We start from the raw sequence: 23622 nt of genomic DNA on the forward strand, positions 1-23622 counted from the left end.
ACTAGGCGGCCACGGAAGGGTTCTCGGCGGTCGCGTCCCACGAGGGGTCCGGTGCGGTCTCGGTCGCCCTCCCCGCCGCGGCGGCAAGGCGGCGCCGCCGCTTGGGCAGGCCGTACGTCGGGTGCAGGGTGCCCCACAGCGAGCCGCGGACGATGGCCGCCTTGACCCGCGCGGCCGTCCGGCCGGCCACGTACCCCCGCCTGGCCTCCGCCGCGTCGTCGACGGGCTGCAGGATCCCGTCCCGCCGCCCGAGGCTGATGTGGTTGAACGTGTGGACCAGCTTCGTGTACGCGACCTCGCGCCCGGTGAGGTGGCCCACGATCGCGCCGATGGCCTGCCTGCCGGTGTGGCCGGCGGAACCGCAGGACATCGGCAGCGGCCGGCCGTTGTCGCCGATGGCGCAGACGCTGTCGCCGACGCCGTAGACGTCGGGGTGCGAGACCGACCGCATGGTGCGGTCGACGGCCAACTGCCCGGTGTCCGTGACCTCGAGACCGGCGGCGGCTGCCAGCGGGTCGACCGCGAACCCCCCGGTCCACACGGTGACGTCGGACGCCACGGCGGTGCCGTCCGCGCACCGCACCCCCGCCGCCTCCACGGCCTCGACCCGGGTGTGCTCACGGACGGCGATGCCCAGCCGGTCACAGGCCCGGCGCAGGTGGGCGCGGGCACCGGGGGAGAGCCGGGCGCCCAGCTCGCCGCGGGCGACGAGGGTCACGGACAGTCCCGGCCTGGCCTCGGCGATCTCGGTGGCGGTCTCGATGCCGGTCAGCCCGTCACCGACGACCAGTACCGCGCCGCCCTCGCCCTTGCTGTCCAGGCCGTCCAGCCGGTCGCGCAGCCGCAGCGCCGCGGGCCTGGCGGTGACGTGGAAGGCGTGCTCGGCCACCCCGGGCACGCCGCGGTGGGCGACGCGGCTGCCCAGGGCGTAGACGAGCGTGTCGTAGTGCAGCAGGCCGCCGCCGTCGGCATCGGCCACGGCGACGATCCGGCTCTCCGGGGCGAGGGCGGTGACGCGGGCCACCCGCAGCCGTATCCCCGTGCCCGCGAAGACGTCGGCCAGCCGCGGCGCCGCGATCTCCCCGCCGGCGGCGAGCCGGTGCAGCCGCAGCCGCTGGACGAACTCCGGCACCGCGTTGACCACGGTGATCCCGGTGTCCGCGGGGGACAGCCGGCGGGCCAGGTTCCCGGCCGTGTAGGCGCCGGCGTAGCCGGCGCCGAGGACGACGATGCGGTGCTTCATGTGCGGCTCCCTCTCGGTCGCTTGCTTCGTGACCTGAGCGGGACAGCGCCGCGATTGCTGACAGGTACGGCACGTGACGTGGGTCACAGTGCGACGGGAGCGGCGCGCGTCCGGGTCCGCAGCCGGGTGATCTTCAGTTCGTATCGCTGACGTGTGCGCGTCACTTCCCTCTCATCTCGCCGCCTGAGACTCTCCCCACGTCACACCCCCCGAACGGAGAGGTGTCCCATGCCCGAGTTCCCCTTCACCCGCCGCCGCGCCCTCGGCACCGCGGCCGCCGCCGCCCTCGCCCCGACCGTCGCCGGGTTCGCCGAGGCGCGGGCCGACAGCCGCGCGAGCGGCGACGGCGAGGACGAACTGCACGTCATGAGCTTCAACCTCCGCTACGCCTCCGCCGCCCCGCCCAACTCCTGGCCCGAGCGCCGCCCCGTGATGCGCGCCCTGCTGCACGCCGAGGAACCGCACCTCGTCGGCACCCAGGAGGGGCTGTACCCGCAACTGCTCGACATCGCCGCCGATCTCGGCCGCCACCACGCCTGGATCGGCACCGGCCGGAAGGGCGGCAGCAAGGACGAGTTCATGGCGGTGTTCTACGACATCCGCCGGCTGGCCCCGGTCGCGTTCGACCACTACTGGCTCTCCGACGAGCCCTACCTGATCGGCTCCAACACCTGGGGCAACGCCGTGCTGCGGATGGTCACCTGGATCCGCTTCCGCGACCTGGTCACGGGCGGCGAGTTCTACCACGTCAACACCCACCTCGACCACGTCAACCAGCAGGCGCGCGAGCTCTCCGCCGACCTCATCACCAGCCGCTTCGCGGAGTTCGACGCCTCGCTGCCGCGGGTCGTCACCGGCGACTTCAACGTCCCCGCCCACCGCAACCCCGTCTACGACGCGATGCTCGTGGGCGGCGGCCTGGTGGACACCTGGGACGCGGCGGAGCGGCGCAGCGACGCGTACGCCACGTTCCACGGCTACCGGCCGCTGGTGCCGGACGGCGACCGCATCGACTGGATCCTCGTCACGCCGGGCGTGCGGACGCGGTACGCCAAGATCAACACGTACGAGCGCGGCGGCCAGTTCCCCAGCGACCACCTGCCGGTGCAGGCGTTCCTCCGCTTCTGACGCCCCGGGCGCCGGCGGCCCGCACGGCCGCCGGCGCCCCGGCTCCGCGACCGGGCGGCCCCGCCCTGGTCCTATGCCTAGCCCTCGGCCCCGTCCCGTTCCGCCCGGCCGCGGAGGCGTTCCAGTTCGCGGCGGTCCCGCTTCGTCGGCCGGCCCGTGCCACGGTCGCGGCGGGCGACCGGGGCGGCCATCTCGCGCGGCGGCGGGGGCGGGCTGTGGTCCGCGTAGCACTCGACGGCCACCGGCGCGCCGACGCGCTTGCGCAGCAGCCGCTTGACCACGACGATCCGCTCCCGCCCGGCCAGCCGCACCCGCACCTCGTCGCCGACCCGCAGCGCCTGGGCCGGCTTCACGCGGTCGCCGTTGACGCGGACGTGCCCCGCCTTGCAGGCGGTGGCAGCCGCGGAGCGGGTCTTGGTGAGCCGTACGGACCAGATCCAGCTGTCGACCCGTACGCTCCCGTCCTCTCCAGCCATGTCATCGACTCTACGGGGCGCGCTTCCGGAATAATCCCGTCCGACCCGACCTTGGAGGGGAGCATGAAGGCGATCATCACGGACAGTTACGGCGGCCCCGAGAACCTGCGACTCGACGAGGTGCCCAAGCCCAAAGTCGGTCCCGATCAGGTGCTGGTGCGGGTGAAGGCGGCCGGGGTGAACCCCGTCGACTGGAAGGTCGCGAAGGGCTGGCTCGATCCCATGATGTACGTCCGCTTCCCGCTGATCCCCGGCTGGGACGCGGCCGGCGTGGTGGAGGAACTGGGCGCGGACACCCCGGAGTTCGCCGTCGGCGACGAGGTGCTGGGGTACGTGCGCCGGGACGAGGTCGGGCAGGGCACCTACGCGGAGTACGTCGCCGCGCCCGTACGGACCCTCACCCACAAGCCCGCCGCGCTGGGCTGGCGGGAGGCCGCGGCGCTGCCGCTGGCCGGGCTCACCGCGCTGCGCTCGCTGGACCGGGTGGGCGCGGGGGACGGCGAGACGGTGCTCGTCCACGGCGGCGCGGGCGGCGTCGGCTCGCTGGGCGTGCAGCTCGCGGTCCTCCGCGGGGCGCGCGTGATCACCACTGCGAGCGAGCGCAACCACGACTTCCTCCGCTCGCTGGGCGCCGAGCCCGTGACGTACGGCGAAGGACTCGCCGACCGGGTGCGGGAGCTGGCCCCCGGCGGGGTGGACGCGGCGGTGGACTTCGCGGGCGGCGGGGCGGTGCAGGTCTCGCACGACGTGCTCAAGGACCCGGCGCGCTCGGCGTCGATCGCGGACGGCGAGGTGAAGAAGCTGGGCGGGCAGGTGGTGTGGGTCCGCCCGGACGCGGAGGGCCTGGCGCATCTGGCGGGACTCGCGGCGGCGGGCAAGCTGACGGTGCACGTCGACGCTCTGCCGCTGGCGGAGGCGGCGGAGGCGTTCCGCCGCAGCGAGTCGGGCCGTACGAGGGGCAAGCTGGTCCTGGACGTGCCGTAGACCGGCGGCTCCCGGGGGCGGGGCGCACCGGGCCGCCGCCCCCTCCGCCACCCGCGGGGTGACCCCGTGCATGCCGTCACGGGGTCACCCCGGCACCGTGTCCGGCGCTACCGCAGCTCCGCCCGGTGCGTCGCGCCCCGGGAGCCTTCCGTCCGTACCGTCACCCGGCCCCGCCTGCCCGGTGTCACCTCCACCGTCGGGTCCGCGCTCGTCACCGCGCGGACGGGCAGCGGGAGTTCGAGGCGGATCTCCGCCGCCGTGTGACCGGGGTCGGAGACCGCCAGGGAGATCGTGTCGTCGCGGTGCCGCAGCAGCACCGTGGCCGGTCCTTCGCTGCGGATGCCCGCCGCCGTGGCCGCCGTCCAGAAGTGGGCCGCCGTCAGGCCGAGATGGCGGATCTCGACCGCCTGCGCCGCCGCGTCGTTCGCCGCCACCCGTACGGGGCCGCGCGCCGACCACGCCGCCGTCGCCACCCGGCTCGCCGTGGGCAGCAGCGCGTACGCGTAGCGCGCGCCGGCCGGCGACGTGCCGTGGTCCAGCCAGAGCGTCAGGTAGCGCCGGGTGTGCGGGGTGGTGGAGCCGCCCGTGTCGGCGCCGGTGTTGATGTCCCGCCACGCGCCCGTACGGTCCTCGCGCAGCGCCCGCAGCCGGGAGCCTCCGTCCGCGTCGAGGAAGACATACCCGCCGACTCCCTCCAGGTGCGCCCACCGCGCCCCGCCGAAGTCCCGTTCCCCGCCGGGCTCTTCCGGCTGCCGCCGCCCGTCCACCACGAACGCCGGCGCGCCGTCCCCGCGCAGGGCGCGGTTCTCCACCGTCGTCTCGATCACCCTGCCGTCGCCCGCCGCGATGTCCGCGCCCAGCGCGACCACCGCGTCGTCCAGGAAGAACCACGTCTTTCTGGCCCGCAGCGAGCTGCCGTCCGCCCGCAGCTCGAACGCCGCCGCCCCGTACCGCCCGTGCAGCACCGCGCCGCCCGACACCTCGTTCGCCGGGCGGAACTCCGTCCACACCGTCCCCAGGTCGGCGCGCGGGCGGGTGTCGACCGTCGTGCCGGGCAGCCGGTACGCGTTCACCGTGGGCCAGAAGGCGTCGCCGAACTGCCCCTGGTCGCCCGGGAGGTAGAGGTAGCCCATGCCGTCGCCGGTGTACCAGCCGTGGCCGTTCTCGCCGTTGCCCGCCTCGTACGCGGCGACGCGCTTCGACGACAGCGACAGCGCGTACGACCAGCCGGGCCGCCGGTGCACGACGCGCTCCATGGCGGCGAAGCAGTGGTGTCCCGTGAGCGGTGGTGCCGCCGGCACCGCGGGGTCGGCGAGCACGGCCTTGGCCCGCTGGACGTGCGGGAGGCCGACGAGCGAGAGGTACGGGTAGGCCGACTGCCGCTCGATCCAGCCCTTCGCCGCCGCGTGCCACCGCGCGGCCTGCTCCGCGGGGGCTGCCTCCGCCAACTGCAGGACGTAGGAGACGGCGAGCGCGCCGTCCATGTGGTCCGGCGCGCGCTCGCGGGAGATCGCCCGGCCGCGTACCGCGTCCATCATCAGCCCGTCGGTGATCACCGGCGCGAACGACCGCTCGACGGCGTCGAAGAGCACGGTCGTCGCGGGGTCGGTGACCGCCCACGGCGATCCGGCGAGCAGCGCCATCAACTGCCCCGCGGCGGCCAGGAGCACCGCGCCGTACGTGCCGGTGTAGGCGACGGAGCCGTGCTGGATGAACGAGCCGTCGCGGTAGAAGCCGTCGCCGGAGGTCACGTACTGGAAGAGGCTGTTGCGCCCGCCGTCGCGCACGTCGGAGAGGCCGTCGCGGGCCAGCGCCGTCTTCTCCGGGCTGCGGCCCAGCAGCCCGCGCAGCGCGACGATGACGCACTTGTCGGCGCGGTTGGCACCGGTCTCGGAGAGCGTGGGTGCGCCCGTGCGGCGGTCGGGGTCGGGGACGAAGCGGTCGACGGTCGCGAGGTACGCGGCGAGGTCGGCGGCGGGCAGCGCGGCGCGCAGCAGGACGCAGCAGTCGAGCAGGGCGCGCGGGGCGCCGATCTCCCAGAACCACCAGTTGCCGGTCGGGGTACGGGCCGGGTGGTACGCCGCGTCGTGGAGGAAGCGCAGCGCGTCGAGCAGCGCGGCGGCGACGTCGGCGCTGCCGGTGAAGGAGGTGCCGGGGGCGGTCCAGGCGGTGGCGAGGGTGCGCAGCCGCGGGTAGCACTGGCCGAAGTTGCCGGCGTCGGCGACGGGGGCGAGGTCGGGCCAGAGCGCGGTGCGGCCCGCCGACCGGTCCAGGGTGTCCCACCAGCGGCGGGCCTCGGCGTCGAGGTCGGCGAGGGCGGCGGCGAAGTCGGGGTCCGCGGGGTCGTAGCCGTCGCCGGCGAGCATGCGGGCGGCGCGCTCCAGCAGGGCTTCCTCGTCGGCGGGTGCGGCGGCAGGTGCGGTCGGCGGACCGGGCGCGGCGCCGGGGGCCGCGGCGTACGCGGCGGTGGCGGACGCCGGGACGAGGAGCGTCCCGGCGCTCGCGGCGAGCAGGGTGCGGCGGGAGGGCAACGGCGGGCGGACGGGGCGCATCGGGCTCCCTCGGTTCGTAGGAGATTCGCAGGAAAGCGGCCGTACTCACCGGGGGATGAAAGCGCTTGCTCCCGAAGTCGGCAACCCCCGCCGCAGGAACGGGGGTTGCCGGCAGCGAACCGCTCAGCGCGAGGTGAGGTCCGCCGTCGCCTCCGGCGGCTGGGTGTCCTTCGCCCCCGCCGCCGCGCCGGGCGAGGCGTCCCCGGCCGCCGCGCCCCCGGCCGCCGCGCCCTCCTCGGGGTCCGAGCCCAGCGAGTCGATCAGCGCGTCCTGCTCCGCGCCGCCCTCGGGCCGCAGCAGCCCGATGCCCACGTACAGCACCAGCGACGTCAGCAGCGGCAGCCCCACGAGCGCGGCCTGCGTGGTGCCGTCCAGCACCCAGTGCAGCACCGACCACAGCCCCAGACCGCCGGCCCACGACACGATGGCCGCCGTCGGCCCGCAGCGCCGGAACCACGGCAGCATGCCCAGCATCAGCGGGATCGAGATCGGCCCCATCGTCGCCGCCACCAGGTCCACGACCACGTCGAGCACGAAGCCCTCACCCCCGGTCGCGATCGCGATCACCATGCTCACCGACACGAACGCCACCGTCGTCACCCGCGCGAACGTCAACTGCGCCCGGTCCGTCAACTGCCGTACCCGCGGCACCAGCACGGGCGCCATGTCCCGGGTGATGACCGCCGAGATCACGTTGGAGTCCGAGGCCACCATCGCCATCGTGTGGCAGAAGAACCCGGCCAGCACCAGTCCCGTCAGACCGGCCGGCATCAGCTCCTTCGCCAGCTCGATGTACGACTCCTCGCTGTTCTCCAGGCCCGGCACGATGAGCGGCGCCGCGAACATCGGCAGGAAGAGGATGAACGGCCACACCAGCCAGAGCCCGCTGGACAGCAGCGCCGAGCGCTTCGCGGCGGAGCCGGAGGGCGCGGCCATGTAGCGCTGCGCCAGGTTCCACATGCCGCCGTTGTACTCGAAGGTCTTCACCAGCAGGAACGCCAGGACGAGCGTCGTCGTCACCGGCCCGGTGACCGGGTCGTGGTGGCTGTCCGGCAGGTCGTCCCACATCGTCCACAGCGTGTCGATGCCGCCCAGCTCCGCCAGCACGGCCCAGAACATCACCACACCGGCCAGCAGTTGGATGAGGAACTGGCTGAAGTCCGTGAGCACGTCCGCCCACAGCCCGCCGACCGCCATGTACGCCATCGTGGCCACGCCGGTGAAGAGGATGCCCCACTCCAGCGGCACGTCCGCGAAGCCCTGGAGCAGCACCGAGATCGCCACCCACTTGGCCGCGATGTCGACGACCTTCAGCAGCGCCCCGCTGTACGCCAGCACCTGCTGCGTCGGCAGGTTGTACCGCTTCGCCAGGTACTCCAGCGGCGAGGCCACGTCGTGCTTCGCGCGCAGCCGCGCCCAGCGGGGCGCGAAGAGGAACGCGCCGATCCCGATGCCGAGGCCGATGGTGAGCGCCCACCACACGTACACCGTCAGCCCGTGGTCGTAGGCGACGGCGGCGAACGCGACGAACATCACCGCGCTGTAGCCGGACATGTGGTGCGAGATGCCGGACAGCCACCACGGTATGCGGCCGCCGGTGGTGAAGAAGTCCTTCACGGTGTGGATGCGGTTCTTCGACCACCAGCCGATGCCTACCATCACGCAGAAATAGGCCCCGACCATGATCCAGTCAGCGATGGACATCGCGGCTCCTGCCTGTGTCTTCTCCGATGGGTGGGGGGAGGGGGTGGTGCGCGTGCCGCGTGCCGAGCGCTCACCAACGGGCCCGCGCGGGGGCGAAGCCGGGGTGGAAGCGGCGCATGTACGCGGTGTCGTCGCGGCGCCGGACGCCGCACCTCTCGTACTGCTCGTGCAGCACGGCCAGCGCGTCGCGGTCGAGTTCGACGCCGAGCCCGGGACCCGGAGGCAGCGGTACGGCGCCGCCGGCGAAGGCGAGGGCCCCGGGGGCGATCACGTCCTGGCCGTCCCGCACCGTGAGCCAGGGGGTGTGGGTGTCGCAGGAGTGGTCGAGGTTGGGGGTGGCGGCGGCCAGGTGCGTCATCGCGGCGAGGCTGATGCCGAGGTGCGAGTTGGAGTGCATGGACAGGCCGATGCCGAACGTCGCGCAGAGCGCCGCCACCTGTGCCGACTTCAGCAGCCCGCCCCAGTAGTGGTGGTCGAGCAGCAGCACCCCGATGGCGCGGTGCGCGATCGCCGGCGGCAGATGGGCGTGCGTGACCACCGCCATGTTCGTGGCCAGCGGCATCGGCACCTTCGCCGCGACCTCGGCCATCCCCTCGATGCCGGGCGCCGGGTCCTCCAGGTACTCCAGGGCCCCGGCCAGCTCGGTGCCGACGCGTACGGAAGTCTCCGGCGTCCAGGCGGCGTTGGGGTCGATGCGCAGCGGCAGCCCCGGGAAGGCGTCGGTGAGGGCGCGTACCGCCGCGATCTCCTCGTCGGGCGGGAAGACCCCGCCCTTGAGCTTCAGCGAGCGGAACCCGTACTCCCCGACGAGCAGCCGCGCCTGGGCGACGATCCCGTCCGGGTCGAGCGCCGCGCCGAAGCGGTCCTCCGGCGCGTCGGGGTGGCCGGCCCACTTGTAGAAGAGGTACGCGCTGTACGGCACGGCGTCGCGCACCGGCCCGCCGAGGAGGTCCGCCACGCGGCGCCCGGTGGCCTTGCCGACGAGGTCGAGGCAGGCGACCTCGAAGGGGGCGAAGACGGAGTCGACGGTCTTGCCGTTGCTGCCGGCGCCGGTGAGGCCGTGCTGGTCGGTGAAGACGCCGGTGCCGACGCTGGCGGCGACGCGGGCGTAGAGGTCGTGGTGGTGGCCGGCGTCGGCGCCGGTCAGAGCCTCGGCGGCGGCGCGCAGCCGGTCCAGGTGGGAGGCGTCGCCGTAGCTCTCGCCGAGCCCGCTGAGGCCGTCGTCGGTGACGACCTCGACGACGCTGCGCAGGGCCCACGGCTCGTGTACGCCGGCGGCGTTGAGCAGCGGCGGGTCGCGGAAGGCGACCGGGGTGACGGTGATCTCGCGTATCCGCGTCATCGGTCCGCCCCCGCCAGCTCCAGCCCCGCGGAGACGATCCGCTCCAGCTCGGCGAGGTGCTTGGGGTGCGGGTCGGCCAGCGGCGGCCGGACGCCGCCGGTGTCCAGGCCGCGCATCCTGGCGCCGGCCTTGACCAGCGCGACGGCGTAGCCGGGGACTTCGTTGCGCAGGTGGACGAGGGGGATGAAGAAGCCGCTCAGCAGGCGGCGTACGCGCGCGTCGTCGCCCGCGGCCCGCGCGCGGTGGAAGGCGAGGGCCACCTCGGGGGCGAAGCAGAAGACGGCGGAGGAGTACAGCCGCGCGCCCACGGCGGCGTACGCGGCGGCCGAGACCTCGGCGGTGGGCAGGCCGTTGAAGAAGGTGAAGTCCTTCTTCGGCCCGTCGCCGCCGTCGAGCGCGGCGTGCACGGCCGGGACGACGCGCTGCATCAGCTCGATGTCGCCGAGCCCGTCCTTGAAGCCGGTGACCGTGGGGATCAGGGCCAGCTCCGCGGCGCCCGCGGGGGTGAAGCGGGCGTTGTCGCGCTGGTAGACGACCAGCGGCAGGCCGGTCGCGGCGGCGACCTCGCGCACGTACGCGACGAGCCCCGCCTCCGGCGCGGCGACCAGGTACGGCGGCATCAGCAGCACCCCGTCCGCGCCTGCCTCCGCGGCGGCTCTGGCGCACGCGACGGCGTGCGGCAGCGGGCCGCCGGCCCCGGCGAACACCGGCACCCGGCCCGCCGTGGCCGCGACGGCGGTACGGACCACGCGCCGGTGCTCGGCGCCGTCGAGCGCGTGGAACTCGCCGGTGCCGCAGGCGGCGAAGACCGCGCCCGCGCCGTGCGCGACGCCGTCGGCGACGTGCCGGGCGAGCACGTCCTCGTGCACCGCGCCGGCGGCGTCGAAGGGGGTGAGGGGGAAGAACAGGATGCCGTCGAGCTGCACCGGAACCTCGATTCATCTATCTGAACGAAAGATATGAATCTGAATTGGTGCCGGAAACGTAGAGGTGGGGACGGTGGCCGTCAAGGGGGTGTGCGCGGGTTCCGGCCGCGGTTGCCGGGAGCCGGGGAGCGGCGAACGCGGGCCTCAGTGGGGCCAGATGGGCGGGTCGGTGCAGAACGGGCCGCCGAGGTTCGCCTGGTCCGGCGCGTCCGGCGCGTCGGGGCCCTGCTCGGCGAGGAGCTTGTCCGCGTACACCTCGGAGTCGTCCTGCGGCTCGTAGCCGAGCGCCCGCGCTGTGCTCAGGTCCCACCAGGCGCGGGTGTTGGCGGAGCTGCCGTAGACCACGGTGTGGCCGACGTCCGGTGCGCTCAGCGCGGCGTGGAAGAGGCGGGCGCCGTCGGCGGGGCTGAGCCAGAGGGAGAGCATGCGCACGCTCGTCGGCTCGGGGAAGCAGGATCCGATGCGTACGGAGACGGTCTCGATCCCGTGCTTGTCCCAGTAGAGCTGGGCCAGGTCCTCGCCGAAGCACTTGGACAGGCCGTAGAAGGTGTCGGGGCGGTGCGCGGCGCCGGTGCCGATCAGCTCGGCGGCGGGCACGCGGCCGGCGCGGCGGGGGCGGGGGTGGAAGCCGACGGCGTGGTTGCTGGAGGCGAAGACGACCCGGCGGACGCCCTCTTCGCGGACGGCCTCGTAGAGGTGGTACGTGCCCTCGATGTTGGCCCGCAGAACCTTCTCGAAGGTCGACTCCAGCGAGATCCCGGCGAGGTGGAGCACGGCGTCGACGCCGCGGACCGCCTCGCGCAGCGCGCCGCGGTCGGCGAGGTCGGCGGTGACGGCGCGCTCGGGCCCCGGGGTGACGGCGACCCGGTCGAGCAGGCGCAGCTCGTGGCCGTGGGCGGGGAGCAGGCCGCGCATCAGGGTGCCGATGCCGCCGGCGGCGCCGGTGAGCAGGACGGTGCGCGGGGGGCGCTGGGCTGACATCGTGACTCCTCGGGGTGCGGGGCGCCGGGTGGACGGGGCGGCGGGGAGGCGGTCTTGACGGTGTGTCGGGGCGGCCTTAGCGTGCCTGTTCACCAATATGGACGCCGGGCAGAAATGTGTACACCCTGATGATGACACCTCGTGCTTCGGTCTTTCTGTATCCGTGGGACGTCGTCGGCGACCCCGCGGCCGCGCGCCGGGTCGCGGAGTTGGGCGTACGGCAGGTGACGCTCGCCGCCGCCTACCACTCCGCCCGCGCCGTGACCCCCCGCCACCCGCGCCACCGCATCGTCACCGCCCGGCACTCGGCGGTGCTCTACCCGCCGGACGCGCGCCGGTGGGCGGGCCGGGCGCTGCACCCGTACGAGCAGGACTGGGTGGCCGCCGCCGACCCGTTCGGCGAGGCGGCCGAGGCGCTGGCCCGCGCGGGTCTGGAGGTGCACAGTTGGGTGGTCCTCGCGCACAACTCCCGGCTGGGCGCGGAGCATCCGGAGACGTCGGTGGTGAACGCGCACGGCGACCGCTACCCCTGGGCGCCCTGTATCGGCCGGCCCGACGTGCGCGACTACCTCGTCCGGCTCGCGGCGGAGGCCGCCACCCGGCCGGGGGCGCGCGGCTGCGAGCTGGAGTCGTGCGGGTGGTACGGGCTGGCGCACCTGCACGCGCACGACAAGACCGGCGGGGTGGCCCTGGACGCGGCCGGGCAGTTGCTGATGTCTCTCTGCTTCTGCGACCGCTGCCGCGACGGCTACGCCGCGTACGGCGCCGAACCGGACGGCCTGCGGTCGGCGGTCACCGCGGCGCTGCGCCCGTACTGGGACGGCACCGCCGCCGCGCCGCCGGCCGCGGCCGAGGCGGTGGAGGCGGCGGGCACCTGGGCCCGGATCGTGGGGCTGCTGGGCGCCGAGCGGGCGGCGGCGGTGCTGGGCTGGCGGCGCGCGGCGGCGACCCGGCTGCAGCGCGAGGCGGTCGCGGCGGTACGGGCCGAGGCCCCGGACTCCGCGTTCCGCGTCCTGCTGCACGCCACCCCGGAGCCGTACGCCTGCGGCGCGAACGCGGGGGTGGACCCGGGGGAGGTGCTGCAGTTCGCGGACGGCCTGGTCCTCCCCTGCACCGGCGGCCCCGCCGCCCGCACCGCCGCCCTGGACCCCTGCGCCCCGCACCGCCGCCCGCACACGACCCTGGCGGCGAACTTCACGGTGGTCTCGGGCATGGGCGGCACCCCGGCGACCCTGGCGGCGGACGCGGCCCACGCGGCGAAACTGGGCGCGGACGAACTGCGCCTGTACCACGGTGGCCTGGCATCGGCCGAGGACCTCACCCGCATCGCGGAGGCCCTGGGCGCCTGACCCGGGCCGGTCAGCCGTCCACGGCGTGGGCGGACGCCGCGTTGCGCAGCGCCTCCAGACCCGCCTCGATGAGCGGGTGGCCCGCGCTCCCGCGCCGCACGGCGGTGAGCAGTCGCCGTACGGGAGCCGAGTCGCCCAGCAGGGGGACCCGCACCACGGGGTGCTGCGGCAACGGCACGATCCCGGGCAGGAGGCAGACGCCGAGCCCTTGCGCGACGAGCGAGGAGACCGCGTACCACTCCTTGACCTCGTGCACGATGCGCGGGGTGAAGCCGGCGGCCGCACACGCCGCCAGCACCAGCGGGTAGGAGTCGTTGGTGCGCTTCTTCACGATCCATGCCTGATCGGCCGCTTCCTGCAGCCGGACTCCCCCGGGCCGGGCGAGCCGGTGGCCCTCACGGACCAGCAGATCCTGGCGGTCGGTGAGCAGCGGCACCTGCTCGAAGCGGGGGTCGGTGACGGGCGGCGCGTCCGGGCCGGGCAGCACCAGGGCCACGTCCGCCTCCTCGGCGAGCAGCAGCCGGTAGCACTCGACGCTCTCTTCCTCGATGAGCAGCGGCTCCACCAGGGGATGCGTCCTCCGCAGCTCGGCGACGGCGGGTGCGGCGAGCGTGGCGAGTGCGGAGGAGACGCCGCACCATCGCAGCGTGCCGCGAAGAACCTCGTTGTGCTGGGCGAGTTCGGCCCTGGCCTCCTCCCACTGCAGCCACAGCGTGTCGGCGTGCCGGAGCACGACGTGCGCGGCCGGCGTCAGCCGCACGCGTCGCCCCTCGGGCCGCAGCAGTTCCACACCGAGATCGCGAGCCAGCAGACGCAACTGCTGGGAGACGGCAGAGGGCGACAGGTGCAGCGCCGCGGCCGCGCCCGTCACCGTCCCCTCCTCCGCGAGGGTGCGCAGCACGTGCAGCCGATGGTCGATCATGAAGCGAGCGTAAACGATTCTCTGCGGAAACCTTCGCTGGACGTGGATGCTTGCACGGGCAAGCCTGGAGCGATGACGAAGGTTCCCGCTGTCGCGCTGATGCTGGGCAGCGTGCTGAGCATCCAGTTCGGGATGGCCATCGGCAAACAGCTCTCCGGCACGGTCGGGGCATCCGGTGCAGTGGCTCTGCGTCTCGGCCTGGCCGCGGTGATCCTGCTCCTCGTCCACCGTCCCGCACTGCCGCGCAGCCGTCAGGACGCCGGCGTGATAGTCGGCTTCGGTACGGCCATCGCCGGCATGAACTTGATCTATCCCGCGTTGACCCTGCTGCCTCTGGGCCTGGCCAGCGCCCTGCAACTCCTCGGACCGATCACCCTGGCACTGCTCGGTTCGCGCCGCCTCGTCGACGTGGGATGCGCTGTTCTGGCCGGGGCCGGAGTATGGCTCTTCTACGCTCCTCAGGGCACCCATTTCCCGCTCGCGGGTGTGCTTCTCGCCCTGGCCTCCGGGACCTGTATGGCCTCCTACCTGCTGCTGAGCAAGCAAGCGGGATCCAGGAGCACAGGCGGAGACGCGCTGGCGCTGGCGCTGGCCTGGGCGGCAGTGCTGACGGTGCCGCTGGGCGTGGCGAAGCAAGGACCAGAACTGCTCACCCCTTCCGTCCTGCTGACCGGGATCACGGTCGCGGTGCTCTCGGCCGTGCTGCCGTACTCACTGGAACTGGCGGCCCTGCGGCGCCTCCCGACACGGACGGTGGGCGTGCTGGTCGGCCTCGAACCGGCAAGCGCCGGCCTCGCGGGCGTGCTGGTCCTCGACGAACACCTGAGAACGGTCCAGTGGGCGGCTCTGGCATGCGTGGGCATCGCGAGCGCCGGAACGGTGATCCACCAGAAAGCCGAACGGCCACCCCGGCCACCGGTACCCCACCACCCCGCCGCGCCCCCTCCTGCCTGCGAGCCACCGTCGGCAGGAACACATCCAACTCCGCCCGGCCGCACCGAATAGCCGACCTCCGCTCTTCTTTCACCCCGGGTGGCGATCCCGGTGCGTCCGGCGGGGGTGAGCTGGTCAGGGGGTGGTCGGGGTTACGTGGATCTTCGGGCCCGGGCCCGCGGTCGCCGGGCGGGAGCCGGACAGGGTGGCCGCCACGGCGTCCAGGCCGATCGTCGCCGCGATCAGCGGGCGCGGGTCCACCGAGCCGTCCGCGTACGCGTCGATCGTCTCCGCCAGGCCCGGGGAACCGCTCAGGATGCCCACCGCCGTGGCGTCCTTCAGGGCCAGGGCGCGGGTGTCCAGCAGGCTCGGGGTGCCCGCCAGGCCGATGTAGACCACCGTGCCGCCCGGCTCCACCCACTCCACCGCCCGCGCGGGCAGCGCGTCCGCGTTGGAGGCGTCGATCACCGCCTCGTACGGGACGGAAGGCAGCGACTCCGCCGTCCAGCAGCGGTCGAAGCCCAGGGACGCCGCGAACTCCAGCGTCGCCGGGTCGCGGCCCAGGAGGTGGACCTCCGCGCCCGCCCGGCGGGCGAACATCGCGGCCAGCAGCCCGATCGTGCCGGGCCCGGTGACCAGGACCCGGTCGCCCGGCGCGAGCCGCGCCGCGCGCGCCGCGCGCAGCGCGTTGCCGCCCGGTTCCACCAGGGCGCCCAGCACGTCGTCGACCGTGTCCGGCAGGGCGTGCAACGACCGTGCCGGGACCGCCAGTTGCGCCGCCAGCGCGCCCGGGCGGCCGAGGATGCCCACCTCCTGGCGGTCGTCGCACAGGTGCTGTCTGCCGCCCCGGCAGCGGCGGCAGGCGCGGCAGCCCAGCATCGTGTCGCCCATCACCCGCCGCCCCACCCAGCCCCGGTCCACGTCGGCGCCGACCGCCGCGACCCGCCCCGACCACTCGTGCCCGGGGCGTAGGGGGAACCGCGCGCGGCCGTCGCGGAGATACTGCAACTCGCCCGAGTACAGCTCCACATCCGTCCCGCACACGCCCACGCGCGCGACGTCCACCACCGCCTCGCCCGGCCCGGCCACCGGCGGCTCGACGTCCACGACGCCCGCTTGCCCGGGGCCGTGCAGCACGAACGCCCTCACGGCAGCACCTCAGTGCGACTCACGGCTCACCTCGGGACCCGAGGAGCCGACCAGGAAGTCCAGGTCAGCCCCGGTGTCCGCGCCCTGCACGTGGTCCACGTACAGCCGCTCCCACCCGCGCCGCGGCGCCGCATAGCCCGCCACCGTCGCCGCGTTCGGCGTCCGCGCGGCCAGTTCGGCGTCCGGCACGTCCAGCGTGAGGCTGCGCCCCGGCACGTCCAGGCTGATGAAGTCGCCGCTGCGGACGAGCGCCGGCGGCCCGCCCGCCGCCGCCTCCGGCGCGACGTGCAGCACCACCGTCCCGTACGCCGTGCCGCTCATCCGCCCGTCGCAGACCCGCACCATGTCGCGTACGCCCTGCTCCAGCAGCTTGCGCGGCAGCGGCATGTTGGAGACCTCCGGCATGCCGGGATAGCCGCGCGGGCCGCAGCCGCGGAGCACGAGCACCGAGTCAGCGTCGACGTCGAGGTCCGGGGCGTCGATGCGGGCGTGGAAGTCCTCGATGCTGTCGACGACGACCGCGCGCCCGCGGTGCCGCAGCAACTCGGGCGAGGCGGCGGCGGGTTTGATGACGGCGCCGGACGGGGCGAGGTTGCCGCGGAGCACGGCGATGCCGGCGCTGGGCTGCAGCGGCGCGTCGCGGGTGCGGACGACCTCGGGGTCCCAGATGCGCGCGCCGGCGAGGGCGAGGAGGTGCACGACGGCGTTGGTGGAGCCACCGGTGGCGGCGAGCGCGACGATCGCGTTGCGGAACGAGGCGGCGGTGACGATCCGCGACGGGGTACGCCCCTCCCGTACCAGCTCGACCGAGAGCTTCCCCGACTCGTGCGCCGCCTCCAGCAGCCGGCTGTCGGGTGCAGGCGTGCCGGCCAGGCCCGGCAGGACCATGCCCAGCGCCTCGGCGAGCACGGCCATGGTGGAGGCCGTGCCCATGGTGTTGCAGTGCCCGCGGCTGCGGATCATCGACGACTCGGAGCGGGTGAACTCCTGCTGCGACAGCTTGCCCGCGCGCACCTCCTCGCTCAGCCGCCACACGTCCGTGCCGCAGCCCAGCGGCATGCCGCGGAACGTGCCGGTGAGCATCGGCCCGCCGGGGACGACGAGCGCGGGCAGATCCACCGAGGCGGCGGCCATGAGCAGCGCGGGGATGGTCTTGTCGCAGCCGCCGAGGAGCACCAGGCCGTCGACCGGGTTGGCGCGGAACATCTCCTCCGCGGCCATCGCCGCCATGTGGCGCCACAGCATCGCCGTGGGGCGCACCTGGGTCTCGCCGAGGGAGACCACCGGGAGTTCGAGGGGGATGCCGCCGGCCTCGTGCACGCCGTCGCGTACGGAACGGGCGACCTCGGTGAGGTGGGAGTTGCAGGGGGTCAGGTCGGAGGCCGTGTTGGCGATCGCGATGTGAGGGCGACCCGAGAACGCGTCGTGCGGCAGACCGCGGCGCATCCACGCGCGGTGAATGTACGCGTTCCGGTCCGTGCCCCCGTACCACTCGGCGCTCCGCAACTCGGCAGCCATACACCGTCCTTCTGGTGACAGGGGCGAACTCCCGCACAGTAAACGGTTGCCGCGCATGCTGCCTACCCGTCGGCGGCGGCCCGGAGTATTATCCCAACATGTCTTGGGAAAAGGCCGCGCCGCTCGTGCCGCTGCGCGCGCTGGCCAACCCGCTGCGCATCCGCATCGTCTCGCTGCTCACGGGCGCGCCGATGTCGGCGACGGAGGTGGCGGAGGAGCTGGGCATCGCGCACGGCTCGGCGAGCTACCACCTGCGGCGGCTGACGGCCGCGGGCTTCCTGCGGCGGGCGGACGGCGCACCCGGCGGCGAGACCGGCGAGCCCCGCGGCGCGGCCAGGCGCGGACAGCCGCCCAAGCGGTACGAGTACGACCCGGACAGCGCCCGGCGCCTGGACCGCTCGGCCGGCTCCGGGCCGCTGCTGGAAGCGCTCTTCACCGATCTGCGCCGCCGCGCCGCCGCGGGCCGGCAGGTCACCAGCGCCGACGCGGAGGTCTGGCTGCCGCGCGAGACCTGGGCGGAGGTCTGCGCCCTGACGGAGCGTGCCGTACGCCTCGTCCACGACAAGGCGGGACCGCCGCGGACCGGCGACGGCGTCCACGTCAGCTTCACCGCGATGCTGCTCGAACTCGGCGGCAGGACCGGCGAGTCCGGCGACCCGGACGGCGCACCCGGCGACCCCGGCGGCGCACCCGGCTGATTCCCGTCCCCGTACAAACATGCCGCATCCCCGGCCCACAGGAGTGCTCATGAACCCGTCCGCGCACGGCTCGCCCGCCTCCACCGCCGCCTCCGGCGTCCCCGCCGCCGACCTGGCCGCGTACGCGGCCCTCGTCCTCGACGTCGCCGCCCCCGTCGTCCCCGGCGACCTGGTGGCCGTCAACGCCGAGATCGAGCATGCCCCGCTGGCCCGCGCGCTCGCCGAGGGCGCGTACGCGCGCGGCGCCCGCTACGTCGACATCTGGTACTTCGACCCGCACGCCAAGCGCTCCCGCGTCCGCCACGCCGACGCCGCGACGCTCGGCGAGGTGCCCGCCTGGCTCGACGCGCGCAACCGCGAACTCGGCGACCGCCACGGCGTTCTGATCAACATCCGCGGCGAGGCGGAACCCGGCCTGCTCGACGACACGGAACCGGCCAGGGCGGGGCTCGACCGCATGCCCAACCTCGCCTCCCGCTACCGCCTCCAGCGCGACGACCTCGTCCGCTGGACCGTCATCGCCTGCCCCACCCGCGCCTGGGCGCGCGGCGTCTTCGGCGAGGACGACGTGTCCCGGCTGTGGGGGCACCTCAAGCACTTCCTTCGGCTCGACCGCCCCGATCCGGCCGCCGCCTGGCGGGAGCGGCTGGCCGAGCTGAAGGCGCGGGCGGCCCGGCTCGATGGACTGGGCCTGGACACCGTGCACTTCGAGGGCCCCGGCACCGACCTGACCATCGGGCTCATCCCGGGCGGCCGCTGGGACGCGGTGGGCTTCGACAGCGCCGACGGGCGCCGGTTCGTCGCCAACCTGCCGTCGGAGGAGGTCTACACGACGCCGGACCACCGCCGGGTCGAGGGCACCGTACGGGCCACCCGGCCGCTCGCGCTGGCCGGCACGGTCGTCACCGGACTGGAACTCACCTTCACCGACGGGCGCGTCAGCGAGGTGCGGGCGACCAGCGGCGCGGACGTCGTACGGGCCCACCAGGCCGCCGACCGCGGCGGGGCACAGCTCGGCGAGGTCGCGCTGGTGGACGGGACGTCGCCGATCGGCCGGTCGGGCGTGACGTTCCTGGAGACGCTGCTCGACGAGAACGCGACCTGCCACCTGGCGTGGGGCGCGGGCCTGCCGCAGACCGTGCCGGGGGCGGCGGAACTGGGCGACGCGGAGCGGGACGCGCTGGGCATGAGCGTCTCCGCGGTGCACACGGACTTCATGGTGGGCGGCCCGGAGGTCACGGTCACCGGCATCGGGCACGACGGCGGCCGGGTGGTGATCCTGCGGAACGACGAGTGGCAGCTCTGAGGGGGGGACCGGCCCGTGGCCGTACGGGCGTCTCCGGGGCCGCGTACGGACCCTCAGATGTACTGCGCGACCCGCCGCTCGGCGGCGACCAGGTATTCGCTCAGGGCCTCGCGGGAGCGGTGGAGCGTGGTGATGTGGGCGTCGAGTCCGTCCAGCCGGTCGCGGAACTTGTCGATCAGCTCGGGGCAGGGCTCGAAGTCGGGTCCGGTGCCGGTGGCGCAGGGCAGCAGCCAGGCGATGTCCGGGGTGGACAGGCCGGCGTCGAGCAGCCGCCGGATCTGGGTGACGGTGAGCACGGCGTCGTCCGTGTACTCGCGGTAGCCGTTGCCGGAGCGCTCGGGCTTCAGCAGGCCCTGGGCCTCGTAGTAGCGCAACTGATGCGCGTTGACGCCGGTGCGCCTGCTCAGCTCCCCGATCCGCATGCGCGCTCCTCCCCGCCCTCCGGGCTTGACTGGCTTGACCTTCATACCGGTGTGAACGTTGACCATTCTTCCATGACGACCGACACACACGCCGACACCCACATCGACACAGCCCCCGCCCCCGCCCCCGTCGCCGTCCTCGGCCTCGGGCTGATGGGGCACGCCCTCGCCGCCGCCCTGCTGCGCGCCGGCCACCCCACCACCGTCTGGAACCGCACCGCCGCCAAGGCCGACGGCCTCGTCGCCGCGGGCGCCGTACGCGCGGAGACCCCCGCCGCGGCCGTCGCCGCCGCCCCGCTCGTGATCGCCTGCGTCACCGACTACGACGCGCTGCACGCCTTCCTCGACCCCGTCGACCCCGCCGCCCTCGGCGGCCGGACCCTGGTGAACCTCACCTCCGGCACATCCGCTCAGGCCCGCGACACCGCGGCGTGGGCCGCCGGGCGCGGCCTGACGTACCTCGACGGCGCGATCATGGCCACCCCGCAGGCCATCGGCACCGCGGAGACCGCCATCGCCCTCAGCGGCCCGCGCGACGCGTACGACCGCCACACGCCCGCGCTGCGCAGCCTGGCCGGCGACACCCCGTACCTCGGCGCGGACCAGGGGCTGACCTCGCTGTACGAGATGGCGATGGTCGGCGTGATGTGGAGCCTGCTCAACGGCTGGCTGCAGGGCGCCGCGCTGGTCGGCACCGCGGGCGTGTCCGCGGCCGAGTTCACGGCCGTCGCGGCGAAGGGCCTCCCGGCCGTCCTCGACTGGCTCCCGGGGTACGCGAAGCAGATCGACACCGGCACCTTCCCGCCGGACGACGCCACGCTGGACACCCACCGGGTGTCGATGGCACACCTCGTCCAGGAGAGCGAATCCCTCGGCGTGAACGCGGAGTTCCCGGCGCTGATCAAGTCCCTCGCCGACCGCGCCGCCGCGGCGGGGCACGGCGGCGAGGGATACCCGGTGATGATCGAGGAGTTCCGCCGTCCGGCGGCGCGGCCCGCGTGACCCCGCCGCCGGAATACCACCGACAGACCAGGACTTGGCAACGGACATGACCACGACCCCGTACGACCCCCGCGCGCTGCTGGCGGAGAGCCGGCTCGGCGTGCTCGCCACGATCAAGAAGGACGGCCGCCCGCAGCTCTCGCCCGTCATGCCCTTCTACGACCCGGACACCGGCGTCCTGTACGTCTCGATGACCGAAGGCCGGGCGAAGACCGCGAACCTGCGCCGCGACGCCCGCGCCGCGCTGGAGGTCACCGCCCGCGACGGCCGCTCCTGGGCCACCGCCGAGGGCACCGCGACCCTCGTCGGACCCGGCACCGACCCGCGGGGCCCCGAGGTCGAGGCGCTGGTGGACTACTACCGCGCCGCGGCGGGGGAGCACCCCGACTGGGACGAGTACCGCGCGGTGATGGTCTCCGACCGCCGGGTGCTGATGAAGATGGCCGTGGACCACGTCTACGGCGAACGTCTCGGCTGACCCGCGCGCGAGCACCGGGGTGACGGGCGGCCGCCCGTCACCCCGTCCGCGTCCGCGGGCGTCATCCCCGCGGCGGAGGGGGAGCGGCCGCGTACTCGCTTTTCAGTACGCGGAAGTGCCGTACGGGCGACGACGACGGCGCGGGGTCCCCGCGGAAACGCTGGAGGGGTTCTTCGAGACCCCAGAAGCGGAGACCCCTTCCCATGGCGACCTTCCTGTACCGGCTCGGCCGGTTCGCCTTCCGCCGGCGCCTGCCCGTGGCGCTGCTGTGGGCGGCCGTCCTCGGCGCCGCGTTCCTCGGCGCGACGAGCGCCGGCGACCCGCCCGACGACTCCTCCTCGATGCCCGGGATCGAGGCGCAGCACGCGTACGACCTCATCGACGAGCGCTTCCCCGGCGCCGCGGCCGACGGGGCCGACGCCCGGGTCGTCTTCGTCGCGCCCGCGGGCGAGAAGATCACCGGGGGTACGGGCCGCGCGGCGGTCGGCGCCTTCGTCGCGGACGTGACCGGCGCCCCGCAGGTCGCCGCGGTGGCGAGCCCCTTCGACGGGCAGGGCGTCAGCGACGACGGGACGACCGCGTACGCCACCGTCACCTACGAGGTCGCGGAGGACGACGTCAGCGAGGCGGCCAGGGCGGCGCTCGACGACGCCGTCGAGGAGGCGCGCGACGCGGGGCTGACCGTCGAGGCGGGCGGCAGCGCGGTGGAGCCCGGGGAGGCGGCGGGCCTCGGGGAGGTCGTCGGCATCGCCGTGGCCGCGGTGGTGCTGCTCGTCACCTTCGGCTCGCTGGCCGCCGCCGGGCTGCCGCTGATCACCGCCGTCGTCGGGATCGGCGTCAGCATGTGCGCGATCCTGGCCCTGGGCAGCGCGCTCGGGCTGTCCTCGACGGTCGGCGAGCTGGCGATGATGCTCGGGATCGCGGTCGGCATCGACTACTCGCTCTTCGTCGTCTCCCGCTACCGCGAGGAACGGGCCGCGGGACACGAGCCGCGCGAGGCGGCCGGGCGGGCGACGGGCACGGCGGGGTCCGCGGTGGTGTTCGCGGGGCTGACGGTGGTCATCGCGCTGGCCGGGCTGTCGGTCGTCGGGGTGCCGATGCTGACGAAGATGGGGCTGGGCGCGGCGGGGGCGGTGCTGGTGGGGGTGCTGGTCGCGCTCACGCTGGTGCCGGCGCTGCTGGGGTGGTGGCCGAACGCGGTGCTGGCCCGGGGCGCCCGCGGCGCCCGCGGACCCGGCGCGGACTCCTCGTACGGCGCGAGCCCGGCGGGTTCCGCCGCGCCCGCCACCCTCGCCGTCCGCTGGGCCCGGTTCGTCCTGCGCCGGCCCGTCCCCGTCCTCCTCGCCACCGTCGCCGGGCTCGGCCTCCTCGCCGTACCCGCCGCCGATCTGCGCCTCGGCATGCCGGGCGACGAGGCCAAGCCGGCCTCCACCACCGAGCGCCGCGCCTACGACGCCCTCGCCGCCGGCTTCGGCCCCGGCTTCAACGGCCCGCTCACCGTCGTCGTCGACGCCCGCGGCGCCGCAGAACCGCGGGCCGCCGTCAGCGACGTGGCCGCGGCGCTCGACGCCACCGACGGCGTCGTCTCCGTCTCCCCGCCGCGCTTCGACGACGCCGGCGAGACCGCCGTCCTCTCCGCCACCCCCGCCACGGCGCCCACCAGCGAACGCACCAGGGATCTCGTCCACGACATCCGCGGGCAGCGCGCCGCGACGGAGGCCGCCACCGGCGCCACGTACGAGGTCACCGGCGCCACCGCGCTCAACATCGACGTCGGGCAGAAGCTCCAGGACGCCCTCATCCCGTATCTGGCGACCGTCATCGGCCTGGCGTTCCTGCTGCTCCTGCTGGTCTTCCGCTCCGTGCTCGTGCCGCTGAAGGCCGCGCTCGGGTTCCTGCTGTCGGTGCTCGCCGCGCTCGGCGCCGTCGTCACCGTCTTCCAGCAGGGGCATCTGGCGGGCCTGTTCGGCATCGAGCAGACCGGGCCCATCATGAGCATGATGCCGATCTTCCTGGTGGGCATCGTCTTCGGCCTGGCCATGGACTACCAGGTCTTCCTCGTCTCCCGGATGCGTGAGGCGTACGTGCACGGGGAGGACGCCCGCGCGGCCGTCGTCAGCGGCTTCGGGCACAGCGCCCGGGTGGTCGCGGTGGCCGCGGTGATCATGATGGCGGTCTTCGCCGGGTTCATGACCGGCGGCGAGCAGGTCATCAGGATGATCGGCTTCGGGCTCGCCGTCGCCGTCCTCTTCGACGCCGTCGTCGTCCGCATGGCGTTCGTGCCCGCCGTGCTGGCCCTGCTCGGCAAGCGCGCCTGGTGGCTGCCCGCCTGGCTGGACCGGCTGCTGCCGCGCGTGGACGTGGAGGGCGAGGCGCTGGGCCGCGGGGCGCCGGGACCGCGGCCGGTCCCGCACGGCGGGGCGGACCACGACCTGACGCGCGTCTGACGCGCCGCGCCGTAGGGTCGGCTGCCCGCACCGCGGATGCGGCGGCCGGCCCGCGGCGCGTA

The 23622-nt window shown here is 74.6% G+C and carries 20 protein-coding genes; 9 read left to right on the forward strand and 11 right to left on the reverse strand.

The window, feature by feature from the left end; genetic code table 11:
* Position 1 precedes the first annotated feature (1 nt).
* Entirely contained in the window at positions 2 to 1243 is a 1242-nt protein-coding gene (locus DMB38_RS25095; protein ID WP_125937054.1) for an FAD-dependent oxidoreductase, read from the reverse strand.
* Between the two features lie 228 nt (positions 1244 to 1471).
* On the opposite strand from DMB38_RS25095, the gene DMB38_RS25100 reads away from it, so the two are divergent.
* Complete coding sequence (locus tag DMB38_RS25100; RefSeq protein ID WP_125937055.1) at positions 1472 to 2371, forward strand: endonuclease/exonuclease/phosphatase family protein; 900 nt, start codon at positions 1472 to 1474, stop codon at positions 2369 to 2371.
* Positions 2372 to 2448: 77 nt separating this feature from the next.
* Here DMB38_RS25100 and DMB38_RS25105 read toward each other — a convergent pair whose 3' ends face one another.
* Complete coding sequence (locus DMB38_RS25105; RefSeq protein WP_047018038.1) at positions 2449 to 2847, reverse strand: RNA-binding S4 domain-containing protein; 399 nt, start codon at positions 2845 to 2847, stop codon at positions 2449 to 2451.
* A 63-nt stretch (positions 2848 to 2910) separates the two neighbouring features.
* Here DMB38_RS25105 and DMB38_RS25110 point away from each other — a divergent pair, with 63 nt between their 5' ends.
* Positions 2911 to 3831 carry an NADP-dependent oxidoreductase gene (locus DMB38_RS25110; RefSeq protein ID WP_125937056.1) on the forward strand — a complete coding sequence of 307 codons (921 nt, stop codon included), beginning with the start codon at positions 2911 to 2913 and terminating at the stop codon, positions 3829 to 3831.
* 107 nt (positions 3832 to 3938) lie between these two features.
* On the opposite strand, the gene DMB38_RS25115 is transcribed toward DMB38_RS25110, so the two are convergent.
* From DMB38_RS25115 to DMB38_RS25135, 5 genes are all read right to left on the reverse strand, one after another.
* Positions 3939 to 6383 carry a polysaccharide lyase 8 family protein gene (locus tag DMB38_RS25115; RefSeq protein ID WP_125937057.1) on the reverse strand — a complete coding sequence of 815 codons (2445 nt, stop codon included), beginning with the start codon at positions 6381 to 6383 and terminating at the stop codon, positions 3939 to 3941.
* Between the two features lie 123 nt (positions 6384 to 6506).
* Complete coding sequence (locus DMB38_RS25120) at positions 6507 to 8087, reverse strand: sodium:solute symporter family protein (protein ID WP_125937058.1); 1581 nt, start codon at positions 8085 to 8087, stop codon at positions 6507 to 6509.
* A 70-nt stretch (positions 8088 to 8157) separates the two neighbouring features.
* On the reverse strand, positions 8158 to 9429 hold the full coding sequence (locus tag DMB38_RS25125; RefSeq protein ID WP_125937059.1) for an enolase C-terminal domain-like protein: 1272 nt from the start codon (positions 9427 to 9429) through the stop codon (positions 8158 to 8160).
* Positions 9426 to 10355: a 5-dehydro-4-deoxyglucarate dehydratase gene (locus DMB38_RS25130; RefSeq protein ID WP_125937060.1), complete on the reverse strand. Its 930-nt coding sequence runs from the start codon at positions 10353 to 10355 to the stop codon at positions 9426 to 9428. Before DMB38_RS25130 ends, DMB38_RS25125 begins: the two co-directional genes overlap by 4 nt.
* 144 nt (positions 10356 to 10499) lie before the next feature.
* Complete coding sequence (locus tag DMB38_RS25135) at positions 10500 to 11336, reverse strand: NAD(P)-dependent oxidoreductase (RefSeq protein WP_125937061.1); 837 nt, start codon at positions 11334 to 11336, stop codon at positions 10500 to 10502.
* Between the two features lie 128 nt (positions 11337 to 11464).
* Here DMB38_RS25135 and DMB38_RS25140 point away from each other — a divergent pair, with 128 nt between their 5' ends.
* A complete protein-coding gene (locus DMB38_RS25140; RefSeq protein ID WP_164716100.1) occupies positions 11465 to 12685 on the forward strand; it encodes a hypothetical protein in 1221 nt (406 codons plus the stop codon).
* Positions 12686 to 12695: 10 nt separating this feature from the next.
* On the opposite strand, the gene DMB38_RS25145 is transcribed toward DMB38_RS25140, so the two are convergent.
* Positions 12696 to 13607 (reverse strand): LysR family transcriptional regulator, encoded by a 912-nt coding sequence (locus tag DMB38_RS25145; RefSeq protein ID WP_125937063.1) that lies wholly within the window; start codon positions 13605 to 13607, stop codon positions 12696 to 12698.
* Positions 13608 to 13679: 72 nt separating this feature from the next.
* On the opposite strand from DMB38_RS25145, the gene DMB38_RS25150 reads away from it, so the two are divergent.
* Entirely contained in the window at positions 13680 to 14612 is a 933-nt protein-coding gene (locus DMB38_RS25150) for an EamA family transporter (RefSeq protein ID WP_240662452.1), read from the forward strand.
* A gap of 63 nt (positions 14613 to 14675) precedes the next feature.
* Here DMB38_RS25150 and DMB38_RS25155 read toward each other — a convergent pair whose 3' ends face one another.
* Positions 14676 to 15689 (reverse strand): alcohol dehydrogenase catalytic domain-containing protein, encoded by a 1014-nt coding sequence (locus DMB38_RS25155; protein WP_125937064.1) that lies wholly within the window; start codon positions 15687 to 15689, stop codon positions 14676 to 14678.
* Between the two features lie 9 nt (positions 15690 to 15698).
* Positions 15699 to 17207: a dihydroxy-acid dehydratase gene (locus tag DMB38_RS25160; RefSeq protein WP_125937065.1), complete on the reverse strand. Its 1509-nt coding sequence runs from the start codon at positions 17205 to 17207 to the stop codon at positions 15699 to 15701.
* 98 nt (positions 17208 to 17305) lie between these two features.
* Between DMB38_RS25160 and DMB38_RS25165 the strand changes: the two genes are divergently transcribed.
* Both DMB38_RS25165 and DMB38_RS25170 read left to right on the forward strand, forming a co-directional pair.
* Positions 17306 to 17905, forward strand: coding sequence for a helix-turn-helix domain-containing protein (locus DMB38_RS25165; protein ID WP_240662453.1), 600 nt, complete (start codon positions 17306 to 17308; stop codon positions 17903 to 17905).
* Positions 17906 to 17954: 49 nt separating this feature from the next.
* Positions 17955 to 19211 (forward strand): aminopeptidase, encoded by a 1257-nt coding sequence (locus DMB38_RS25170; RefSeq protein WP_125937066.1) that lies wholly within the window; start codon positions 17955 to 17957, stop codon positions 19209 to 19211.
* Between the two features lie 53 nt (positions 19212 to 19264).
* On the opposite strand, the gene DMB38_RS25175 is transcribed toward DMB38_RS25170, so the two are convergent.
* The gene (locus tag DMB38_RS25175; protein WP_047018049.1) at positions 19265 to 19633 is read right to left on the reverse strand and encodes a MerR family transcriptional regulator; all 369 of its coding nucleotides are present in this window, start codon (positions 19631 to 19633) and stop codon (positions 19265 to 19267) included.
* 72 nt (positions 19634 to 19705) lie between these two features.
* Between DMB38_RS25175 and DMB38_RS25180 the strand changes: the two genes are divergently transcribed.
* The 3 genes from DMB38_RS25180 (at position 19706) to DMB38_RS25190 (ending at position 23560) form a co-directional block, all read left to right on the forward strand.
* Entirely contained in the window at positions 19706 to 20635 is a 930-nt protein-coding gene (locus DMB38_RS25180) for an NAD(P)-binding domain-containing protein (protein ID WP_125937067.1), read from the forward strand.
* A gap of 46 nt (positions 20636 to 20681) precedes the next feature.
* Positions 20682 to 21113, forward strand: a complete 432-nt coding sequence (locus tag DMB38_RS25185) for a PPOX class F420-dependent oxidoreductase (protein WP_125937068.1) — start codon at positions 20682 to 20684, stop codon at positions 21111 to 21113.
* Between the two features lie 203 nt (positions 21114 to 21316).
* Positions 21317 to 23560 carry an MMPL family transporter gene (locus tag DMB38_RS25190; RefSeq protein ID WP_125937069.1) on the forward strand — a complete coding sequence of 748 codons (2244 nt, stop codon included), beginning with the start codon at positions 21317 to 21319 and terminating at the stop codon, positions 23558 to 23560.
* Positions 23561 to 23622: the final 62 nt, after the last annotated feature.

The sequence above is a fragment of the Streptomyces sp. WAC 06738 genome (assembly GCF_003945505.1).
In the GTDB taxonomy this organism is placed as follows: domain Bacteria; phylum Actinomycetota; class Actinomycetes; order Streptomycetales; family Streptomycetaceae; genus Streptomyces.

What these genes read in the sequence shown, in the direction of transcription:
- DMB38_RS25185 (WP_125937068.1), top strand. Translation starts at nt 20,682, where the DNA reads ATGACCACGACCCCGTACGACCCCCGCGCGCTGCTGGCGGAGAGCCGG.
- DMB38_RS25140 (WP_164716100.1), top strand. Translation starts at nt 11,465, where the DNA reads ATGATGACACCTCGTGCTTCGGTCTTTCTGTATCCGTGGGACGTCGTC.
- DMB38_RS25110 (WP_125937056.1), top strand. Translation starts at nt 2,911, where the DNA reads ATGAAGGCGATCATCACGGACAGTTACGGCGGCCCCGAGAACCTGCGA.
- DMB38_RS25170 (WP_125937066.1), top strand. Translation starts at nt 17,955, where the DNA reads ATGAACCCGTCCGCGCACGGCTCGCCCGCCTCCACCGCCGCCTCCGGC.
- DMB38_RS25175 (WP_047018049.1), bottom strand. Translation starts at nt 19,633, where the DNA reads ATGCGGATCGGGGAGCTGAGCAGGCGCACCGGCGTCAACGCGCATCAG.
- DMB38_RS25105 (WP_047018038.1), bottom strand. Translation starts at nt 2,847, where the DNA reads ATGGCTGGAGAGGACGGGAGCGTACGGGTCGACAGCTGGATCTGGTCC.
- DMB38_RS25190 (WP_125937069.1), top strand. Translation starts at nt 21,317, where the DNA reads ATGGCGACCTTCCTGTACCGGCTCGGCCGGTTCGCCTTCCGCCGGCGC.
- DMB38_RS25165 (WP_240662453.1), top strand. Translation starts at nt 17,306, where the DNA reads ATGTCTTGGGAAAAGGCCGCGCCGCTCGTGCCGCTGCGCGCGCTGGCC.
- DMB38_RS25150 (WP_240662452.1), top strand. Translation starts at nt 13,680, where the DNA reads ATGACGAAGGTTCCCGCTGTCGCGCTGATGCTGGGCAGCGTGCTGAGC.
- DMB38_RS25100 (WP_125937055.1), top strand. Translation starts at nt 1,472, where the DNA reads ATGCCCGAGTTCCCCTTCACCCGCCGCCGCGCCCTCGGCACCGCGGCC.
- DMB38_RS25095 (WP_125937054.1), bottom strand. Translation starts at nt 1,243, where the DNA reads ATGAAGCACCGCATCGTCGTCCTCGGCGCCGGCTACGCCGGCGCCTAC.
- DMB38_RS25135 (WP_125937061.1), bottom strand. Translation starts at nt 11,336, where the DNA reads ATGTCAGCCCAGCGCCCCCCGCGCACCGTCCTGCTCACCGGCGCCGCC.
- DMB38_RS25120 (WP_125937058.1), bottom strand. Translation starts at nt 8,087, where the DNA reads ATGTCCATCGCTGACTGGATCATGGTCGGGGCCTATTTCTGCGTGATG.
- DMB38_RS25180 (WP_125937067.1), top strand. Translation starts at nt 19,706, where the DNA reads ATGACGACCGACACACACGCCGACACCCACATCGACACAGCCCCCGCC.
- DMB38_RS25160 (WP_125937065.1), bottom strand. Translation starts at nt 17,207, where the DNA reads ATGGCTGCCGAGTTGCGGAGCGCCGAGTGGTACGGGGGCACGGACCGG.
- DMB38_RS25145 (WP_125937063.1), bottom strand. Translation starts at nt 13,607, where the DNA reads ATGATCGACCATCGGCTGCACGTGCTGCGCACCCTCGCGGAGGAGGGG.
- DMB38_RS25115 (WP_125937057.1), bottom strand. Translation starts at nt 6,383, where the DNA reads ATGCGCCCCGTCCGCCCGCCGTTGCCCTCCCGCCGCACCCTGCTCGCC.
- DMB38_RS25125 (WP_125937059.1), bottom strand. Translation starts at nt 9,429, where the DNA reads ATGACGCGGATACGCGAGATCACCGTCACCCCGGTCGCCTTCCGCGAC.